Below are 8,700 nucleotides of genomic sequence, written 5' to 3'. Positions count from 1 at the left end.
AATCAAAAAAAGATCAAAAACCTGCACAATCAATGGATGAACTGATGGATACATGTCTGGATGAAGTTTTTACAATTATAAATGATAAAAAAGAACGGTAATGGGACCAACAATAAATATGAAAGGTGGAGTAACCGGTGAACTTAAGAAGCTTACTATTCAGGCTTATTCAGATCCCGAATTCAAAAAAAAGGTAGTCGATGGTTTGTTTACAACACTCATCAATCCAGAAAAGTTCGTCTTGAATCACAAAGTAGAATATATTGTTCCGGACTCGACAAAAGATAAAACTCCTCCATATTATCAGAATACACCACCTTCAGATATCGAACTTGAATTTTTATTCGACGATACAGGTGTATTTGATGAAAATTCCAATTTCAGTATCCTGAAAAATCGAGAATCGAAAGGAGTTGAAGCGGATATTGAGAAGTTCATGAAAATCGCCTATGACATCAATTCAGAAATACATCGTCCCAATTACCTCGAAATAAGCTGGGGAGCGTTGTTATTTCAAGGGGTTTTAGCAGAGGTGTCAATCGAATACAAACTTTTTGCTCCCAATGCAAAACCCATACGAGCCATTGCAAAAACGAAATTCAAGAAGTTCATTGAACCCAAAAAGGCTACTGCAGATTCCAATCCTAACTCACCTGATTTGACGCATGTGCGAGTTGCAGAAGAAGGAGACACATTGCCTTTAATGACGCAACGCATTTACGGTGATTCCAAGTATTACTTAGAAGTAGCCCGTGTAAACAAACTTACTGCTTTCAGAAAATTAAAAGCAGGACAACGCTTATTCTTTCCACCTATTCAAAAACCTGACTAATGAACAATACCGGAATTATACAAACAGGCAAGAGTCCCGATCTCGTTACTTATCAGATTCTGATAGAAGAACATGAGATTCCGGGAACATATCCGGTATTGGCCATATCTGTACGCAAAGAATTTAACCGGATCGCCACTGCACGTATCACATTTTATGAAGGCACACCTTCGGATCAGAATTTCAAGATCAGTAACAGCGATTTTTTCGTTCCGGGTAAAAAGATCCAGATCAACGCTGGATATCATTCGGAGAATAAAATGATCTTCAAAGGAATCATTATCCGCCACTCCATCAAAGTACGCAACGGGAAGTCATCCCTTGTAGTTGAATGCAAAGATGAGGCGGTAAAAATGACCATTGGGAGAAAATCAAAATTCTTCTACGACAGTACCGACAGTGATGTCTTTGATGAATTAATCAAAGCATACAGCCTGGAAAAAAAGATTGAGAAAACAAATTATCAGCACGAGAAGCTGGTTCAATATAATGCCTCTGATTGGGATTTTCTTGTTTCACGGGCACAAACCAATGGAATGGTTTGTTTCACAGACAACGGAAAAATACTGATCGGTAAACCTGATCCCGGACAATCCCCACTAGAAACAGTCGCTTATGGTATGACCATTATGGAGTTTGATGCTGAAATTGATGCGCGAAACCAGTTTTCAAAGGTTACTGCTTATAGCTGGAACCAGGCAGATCAGGAAATCAGCAAAATTGAAGCAAACAACCCTCCGACTAAAACAAATGGAAATCTTGATTCAGAACAACTGGCAAAAGTAATCGGTTTGAAGGATCTCGAGTTAAAATACGGAGGTAATCTGAACGAGACAGAAGCCCAGGATTGGGCCAACTCCAAAATGATGTTTCAGCAAATGGCAAAGGTTCGCGGGCGTGTTCGGTTCCAGGGAATTGATAAAGTAAACCCTGGAACAGTATTGAAGCTGGAAGGCATCAGTGATCGTTTCAATGGAAACATTTTTGTGTCCGGTGTACAACACAACATTACCAGCGGACTTTGGACAGTTGATGCACAATTCGGGCTGGATCCGGTTTGGTTTTCGGAAACCTATGACATGACCGATATGCCTGCCTCAGGATTACTACCTGCCGTAAGAGGATTACAATATGGAGTTGTGTCACAATTAGAGGACGATCCGCTGGGAGAATGCCGCATTATGGTGAAACTACCGATCGTCAACAGCGATGAACAAGGTATCTGGTGTCGTGTTGCAACACTTGACGCCGGTGAAAACAGAGGATCTTTCTTTCTTCCTGAAATCGGGGACGAGGTATTGGTCGGATTCATCAACGAAGATCCAAACAATGCGGTGATCGTCGGGATGCTGAACAGTAGTGCCAAACCTGCCCCGCTGACAGCTGAAGATGCAAACAACATCAAAGGTTTTGTAACCCGCAGTGAAATGAAATTCCTGTTTGACGATGATAAAAAATCGGTTACAATCGAAACTCCGGCCGGTAAGAAAGTCATCATTGATGAAGATGCCGGGGAAATCACATTGCAAGATGAGAATTCCAACACGTTGAAAATGAATAAAGATGGCATTTCCATTGAAAGTGGAAAAGACCTGATTATGAAAGCAACAGGTGATGTGAAGATTGAAGGAATGAATATCGAAATCACCGGACAGGCTGAAGTAAAAGCCTCCGGAAGTGCGGGAACAGAAGTGAGTTCAAGTGCCACAACAACAATCAAAGGTTCAATCGTACAAATTAACTGATCATGGGACAGCCAGCAGCACGCGTAACGGACACACATGTTTGTCCTATGGTAACAGGAAACGTTCCGCATGTCGGAGGACCAATTCTTCCGGCGGGTGAACCAACAGTATTGATCGGTGGAATGCCGGCTGCCCGCATGGGAGACATGGCGGTTTGTTCCGGTCCTCCGGATACGATAACCGGCGGATCAGCAACTGTTTTGATCGGAGGAAAACCAGCCGCCAGAATGACAGACACAACCGCCCACGGCGGAACAATCGTTGCCGGTTTGGCAACAGTATTAATCGGATAATAATTAACAACATGGAAATAAACGAATCATTCTTAGGAACAGGCTGGAGCTTCCCTCCCAGCTTTGACAAAACATCCCGTTTTGTCCGGATGAGTTCGGACGAAAAGGATATCATGGAAAGTTTGCAGGTACTGTTATCGACCAGACCAGGTGAACGTATCATGCTGCCAGGTTACGGCTGTTCTTTGGAAACACTGCTTTTCGAATCGATCAATCTGACATTGACCACACAGATCACGGAAATAATCCGCACTTCAATTCTTTATTACGAACCAAGAATTGACCTGGAAAACGTAACCCTGGACGAACAGTATATCCTGGACGGCCGCATTGATATCACCCTAGATTACCGCATTCGCACTACAAACTCCAGACAAAACATGGTCTACCCATTCTACCGCAACGAAGGAAACGATATTTCATACACTAAAACCGGAATCATATGAGCAATTGTAACGACATAGCTGAAGTTCTCAAAAGGAACGGACTCGATCAATCAATGCGTTACGACCGTTCTCTTGACCCCGAAAACCTCAAATTGATGGGATTCGGGCTGGAAGACTGGATGAAATTCGCATACAACTTCGCCAAAGAAGTTAACTACTTCAATGAAGCAAATGATATCAATCCGGATGGTAACTGGCAGGATTTCTTCCTGGATTCAACGGAACTTAAAACGCTGCTTGACGGTCTGGAAGACGATAATAAGCTTACGCCCCACCTGACGCTTTTCATGTGCTTTCTCACATTGATTTCTCAGTCTACAAAGCGATTAAACGGTTTTACGAAACGACATCTTGATTTCTATTATTCGGAAGTCCTGCATTTGAATCATCTGAAAGAAGCCCCCGACAGCGTAAATCTTATTTTCGAACTGGCACGTGCTTTTTCACAGGAAAAAATTGTCGCAGGAACGGAGCTTGACGGAGATAAAGATTCTACTGACAATACTCGTGTTTACGAGCTGGAAGAGGAAATGGTTCTGAACCAGGCTAAAGTAGGCAGTGTAAAAACAGTGTACAATGCTCCTGATTCGCCCGTAAATGACAGCTACGCATTAAAAGCAGCAAACGAAGCTTCTACTTATGATGGTGCCGGAGCAAAATTTCCGCATGATGATACCAGCTGGTATCCGTTCGGTTATGCCGGAACACCGGATTCAAGACCGGAACAGGCGGATGCACGGGTTGGTTTTGCTGTTTCATCTCATATATTGGCGTTATCGGAAGGAAGACGCCAGATTGTAGTTCAGTCATTGTTTTCCGGTACGCCACTGCAGTTAACTGAAGCAACTGATCCGTCATTCATTTCAATTTATTACACCGGAGCGAAAGGTTGGGTGGGTCCGATTTCGATTTCTGCAAGTACAATTACTATCAATGAAAACAATGGCGCACCGCAAAATTACACTACCGGATTGAACGGACAATGGTTAACTATTTGTCTTGATTTACAAGCGGAAGAAGAAGCGGCAGTTAACTACAACCAGGCTATTCACGGAGGGAATTACAACACAGACAATCCTGTTTTCCGCTTTGAAGTAGCAACGAATGAATTCGGCGGGTATGACTTATACCGTTTTCTTTCGGAACCAATTTCAAAGATCAGATTAAAGGTGAATGTGATTGGTATGCGGGCTTTAACCATCGAAAGTGATACAGGAAATTTGAACGTAAAAAAACCCTTCTATGCCTTTACGACGAATCCGGTAAAAGGATCTGCTTTTTCAGTCTTTCACCCGGAAGTATTCAGTAAAAAATGGAGACATATCGGTGTAAATATTCACTGGAAAAATACACCGGACGACTTCAGAACGTATTACGAAGGCTATGACAAATCCTTTTTAGGCACAGTAACCCAGGAAGCTTTCAACGGAATAATTCCTGTACCCAGAACAACTTCAAATGCACGGACAGTTGGCGGTGTAACCGGAACAGCTCAACAGGCACAAATGTATATCAGGTTTCAGGATTACTACACGAATATTGTCGGGGGAAATAACTATTTCAAAGCAAGTTCCTGGATCTATTCCAACGGAGACTGGAACGGTCCGATACAAAACACCATTCAATTGTTCGTACCTAACGGAAGCGAACCCACCGAATTTGAAACCACTTTCGGAGTTTCCAACAACCATTTTGCGGTCAATACTTCAGGGCCTGTCCGGCTAACACTCAATCAATCTTTTTTGCAGGAAATCTATCCGCGGATCTATTCCCTGGCCATGATGAGTACCAATCCAAATGTGCCAATTCCGAATCAACCTTACATTCCGTTTGCAGATGCTATTTCACTGAACTATTCAGCTGTAGATGAGTTGAATCTGTTTCCGGAGAATGAGCAGGTATTTACCGACCGTACGGTTCAGCTTTTTCACCTCCATCCTTTTGGTGAAGCTGAAGAAAATGCTTTTTTGAAAACATCTTTTGATGGAAAAAGTCCTGAATGTACTTTGACACCGATCTATTGTAAAGGAGGTGATTTATTTATCGGATTGGAGAACGCAGCAACACTGCAACAGGTTTCACTCCTTGTTCAGGTATTGGAAGGCTCTGAAAACCCACTTGCAGATTCGTTTAACGGAAATCAGAAAGTGCATTGGTCGATTCTCTGCAACAACAATTGGAAAAATCTCGATTCGACTCTCATGCTGATCAATGAAACGGATAACTTTCTGAAATCAGGCCTGGTGAAATTCAAGATTCCGGCTGAAGCGAATTCAACTAATACGCTGCTTCCTCCGGGCATGTTCTGGATCCGTGCAAAAATGTACAAAACCTATGATGCAGTATGTCGCGTACTCGGAATATTCGGCCAGGCAGCCACTGCTATTTTTGATGACAGAGGAAATGACCTCCTGCATCTTGAAAAGGGACTTCCGGCAGGCACAATCAGTAAGCTGGTATCGCGTCTTGCAACTGTTAAATCGGTTTCTCAACCTTACAATTCTTTTGGGGGACGAGCTGCTGAAAACGACACGCAGTATTACAAACGCATCAGTGAGCGATTGAGACATAAAAACCGGGCAATCAATTTATGGGATTACGAGCATCTTATTCTTCAGAATTTCCCGGAAATCTATAAAGTAAAATGCCTGACTCATACCTGTGATTGCTCTTTCCAATCACCCGGAAATGTGACACTGGTTGTTATTCCTGATACACTTCAACGAAATGTATTTGACCGTTATCAGCCAAGGGTCAGCAAAGCCACTCTGAACCGTGTCGAAACCTTTATTTCGGAATTGAATTCACTGCATGTCAAAACGCACGTAATCAACCCCGATTATGAAGAAGTCAAAGTATCGCTGAAAGTACGTTTCTATCCGCAATTTGACGAATCCTTGTATATCGATCAGCTCAATGAAGACATTACACGATTTCTGTCGCCCTGGGCTTTTGCCGAACGCGAAATGATCAACTTCGGAGGAAAATTACACCTCAGCGTACTGATAGATTATGTAGAAGAACTTCCTTATGTGGATTACCTGCAGGATGTGAAACTTTACCAGAAAGGAGCTGCTTCCAGCGTTGCGGAACCTTCTTCTCCAAAAGCAATCCTGGTATCTGCCAAACGACACGAAATTTCGACCGCAATATACTCATGTTCCACTCCTAACACAGAAACTGAACAATGCCAACTTTAAAAAACAGTATCACCATTTCACGGGACACTTCCACGGAAAACGATCTCGACTTTGAATACCTGCGACGCATCGGGATACAACACATTGCGTCGATGGGAGGCGGGCTCTGGACGGATTACAACGAGCACGACCCTGGAATCACCATTCTCGAAATGCTCAGCTATGCGATCACCGACCTGGGCAACCGGATTAATATTTCCATGCCGGATCTTCTGACCGGACCCACCGGAAGTACTCCTATATCCAGGCAATTTTATACTGCCGGGCAAATCATGCCAAACCGGGCGCTTACAGCTTTGGACTACCGCAAATTATTCATCGATATGGACGGTGTTCGCAATTGCTGGATCATGCCGCACGAGGTCAAAGTTTATGCCGATTGCAAGGAAGGATTATTGTCTTACAGTCCGGATATGTTTCCGAATTTATTACCGGAAGACCGGGCTGAATTTAACCTGAAAGGGCTGAATCGCATCCTGGTAGATTTCGATGTGGATCAAAACGATCCACAACGTCAACAGAAGATCAATGCCATTAAATCCCTCATCCGGAGTAAGTACCACGCAAACCGCAACTTATGCGAAGATTTGGTTAAGATTGATGAAATTGAAGAGCAATCCATCTCTGTTTGTGCACAGATCGGTTTAGAAAATGAGGCGGATGAAGAAGAAGTAAACGCCCGAATCTGGTTTGCTATCCAAAGCTACTTTTCACCCGGTGTTCATTTCTATTCATTGAAACAAATGCTTGCAAGAGGTTACCGGATGGACGAAATTTTTGAAGGTCCTCTTCTTGAAAGCGGTTTCATTGATACCACGGAACTGAAACAGGCTTCGCTTCGAAAAGAAGTGCGCTTATCCGATATCATCAATATCATCATGGATATTCCGGGTGTGAAGCAAATTACGGATATTTCTATCGGCAACTGTTCCGGAACAAATGATCCGAATACCTGGCTGATCTGCATCGACCCATACAAACGACCTGTACTTTGCACGAACAGTGTATTCAATTACCGCAAGGACAATCTACCTGTAAGTGTCAATGAAAAACGTTCTGAAGAGATTTTCAAGCAATTAAAAGCGGAAGAAGATGCCTACGATGATCAGGCAGCGATCAATCGTTTTCCTGAGATTCCTTCCGGAGAGTTTCTTGACACGGGCTGGTATACAACAATTCAAAACGATTTTCCGGATACTTATGGTATCGGGCAGGAAGGGCTGGCATCTTCTGTCGAAACAGCACGTAAGTCAAAAGCAAAACAATTGAAAGCTTATTTGCTGTTTTTTGACCAGGTTCTTGCTTCCTATTTTGCTCACCTGGAAAACGCAAAAGACCTTTTGTCTGTTGATTCGCAAGTTTCTAATACATACTTTACACAAGCTGTATCCGATATCAGCGGTTTCACCGAGTTGGTGAATAACTATCCTCAAAACGATAACACCTTACTCTCCGAACAATTATTTGACGGATTGACAGATGATGTTGCACGCAGAAATGAACTGCTTGATCATTTATTGTCTCGTTTCGCAGAGAATTTCAGTACATATGCTTTTGTCATGAAAGAGCTCTACGGATCTTTTACCAGTGAAATGGTATTGAAATCCAAAGAAATCTTCTTGCGTGAATACGTGACTCTGAGTAGTGAACGCGGACTTGGATTCAATTACTATCATCAACCGGCTTCCGAATTATGGGACACCGGAAATGTATCAGGAGTAGAAAAACGCGTGGCAAGACTTTCAGGAATGAAAAACTATTTCCGTCGCAATCTTTCGGATTCTTTCATTGAAGTTTACGAGCAAAGTCCGGGAGTTTTCAAATGGCGGATCCGCAATGGTGCAGGAACTGTTATCCTTTCAGCGGAGAACAGTTATACAAGCCCTAAAAAAGCAATCAATAATTTGTATTTCGCCGTGCTTCAACTGATCGAAAGCAGCGAAGAAAAGATTGAAGATGCTTTCGATACCGGAGTTATTCCGGACCAGGTCATTGATAATATCCAGGTAAAGGTATCGGGAGGCGGTAATTTCTACTTTGCAGTTGTCAATCCGGATCTTCCGGATACCGATCCTGCTTATGTCGTTGCAAAACAGCTGATCTATTTCCCAACAGCTTCGGACATGGAAACTTCCTTACTGGAAACCATTCAGTTTATGAAATACGATTTCACGGAAGAAGGAG

6 protein-coding genes are annotated in these 8,700 nt (G+C 42.9%); all 6 read left to right on the top strand.

Annotated features, from left to right (window positions below; all coding sequences use genetic code 11):
• Positions 1-100 precede the first annotated feature (100 nt).
• The gene (locus Q1V93_RS13795; RefSeq protein ID WP_300665481.1) at positions 101-832 is read left to right on the top strand and encodes a LysM peptidoglycan-binding domain-containing protein; all 732 of its coding nucleotides are present in this window, start codon (positions 101-103) and stop codon (positions 830-832) included.
• Positions 832-2,577 carry a type VI secretion system tip protein VgrG gene (vgrG, locus tag Q1V93_RS13790; protein ID WP_300665479.1) on the top strand — a complete coding sequence of 582 codons (1,746 nt, stop codon included), beginning with the start codon at positions 832-834 and terminating at the stop codon, positions 2,575-2,577. The genes Q1V93_RS13795 and vgrG overlap by 1 nt, the downstream gene beginning before the upstream one ends.
• A gap of 2 nt (positions 2,578-2,579) precedes the next feature.
• Positions 2,580-2,870: a PAAR domain-containing protein gene (locus Q1V93_RS13785; protein ID WP_124744754.1), complete on the top strand. Its 291-nt coding sequence runs from the start codon at positions 2,580-2,582 to the stop codon at positions 2,868-2,870.
• Between the two features lie 11 nt (positions 2,871-2,881).
• On the top strand, positions 2,882-3,316 hold the full coding sequence (locus Q1V93_RS13780; RefSeq protein ID WP_300665478.1) for a GPW/gp25 family protein: 435 nt from the start codon (positions 2,882-2,884) through the stop codon (positions 3,314-3,316).
• The gene (locus Q1V93_RS13775; RefSeq protein ID WP_300665477.1) at positions 3,313-6,516 is read left to right on the top strand and encodes a baseplate J/gp47 family protein; all 3,204 of its coding nucleotides are present in this window, start codon (positions 3,313-3,315) and stop codon (positions 6,514-6,516) included. The genes Q1V93_RS13780 and Q1V93_RS13775 overlap by 4 nt, the downstream gene beginning before the upstream one ends.
• Positions 6,504-8,700, top strand: a 2,197-nt coding sequence (locus tag Q1V93_RS13770) for a hypothetical protein (RefSeq protein ID WP_300665475.1), incomplete at its 3' end; no start/stop codon positions are given. The genes Q1V93_RS13775 and Q1V93_RS13770, both read left to right, overlap by 13 nt.

Origin of the sequence: Fluviicola sp. (assembly GCF_030151805.1) — a bacterium.
Lineage (GTDB): Bacteria > Bacteroidota > Bacteroidia > Flavobacteriales_D > Crocinitomicaceae > Fluviicola.
This window is presented reverse-complemented; position numbering and strand designations above follow the sequence as displayed.